1 pseudogene is annotated in these 448 nt (G+C 35.3%); it reads right to left on the bottom strand.

What is annotated here, in order from left to right:
* Window positions 1-448: pseudogene (locus tag B5P40_RS32000) on the bottom strand (S-layer protein); the annotation flags it as partial.

Below are 448 nucleotides of genomic sequence, written 5' to 3'. Positions count from 1 at the left end.
TATTTGCAAGATCTATTCCCATATTGAAATCTGTGAAGAATCCTGGGACTTTGGCATCCAATGCTTGTAAATCTTTCGCAATGATTGGAGCGTTTTCTCTTGTTACTTGTACAAGTTCCTCCATCCCAGGTTTCGCCTCATCAATGGAATGTTTCAGATTAATAGAGCTATTTACAACTGGTCCTAAATCTTTAACTACACCAGATAACCCCTTCGATAACTCTTGCATATTCAATGTGATCTGATGAATATCTTTATTAATCTCATTTTGACATTCAATCGCTTTGGCAGCAACCACATCTAATGCTTGATAATAACCAACATAGGCCTCAATAAGTGATTCATAATACTGAAGTATAAAACTGTATGTCTCTACACCAAAATCTAATAATTCTTTTCCATCAGCTCCAAGTAATTTTACAAGTTCTTTCCTTTGGGTAACGGTTAA

Origin of the sequence: Bacillus sp. SRB_8, from assembly GCF_003264205.1 — a bacterium.
Lineage (GTDB): Bacteria > Bacillota > Bacilli > Bacillales > Bacillaceae_G > Bacillus_A > Bacillus_A mycoides.
Note: the sequence above shows the minus strand (reverse complement) of the source record. Positions and strands in the feature narration are given on the sequence as shown.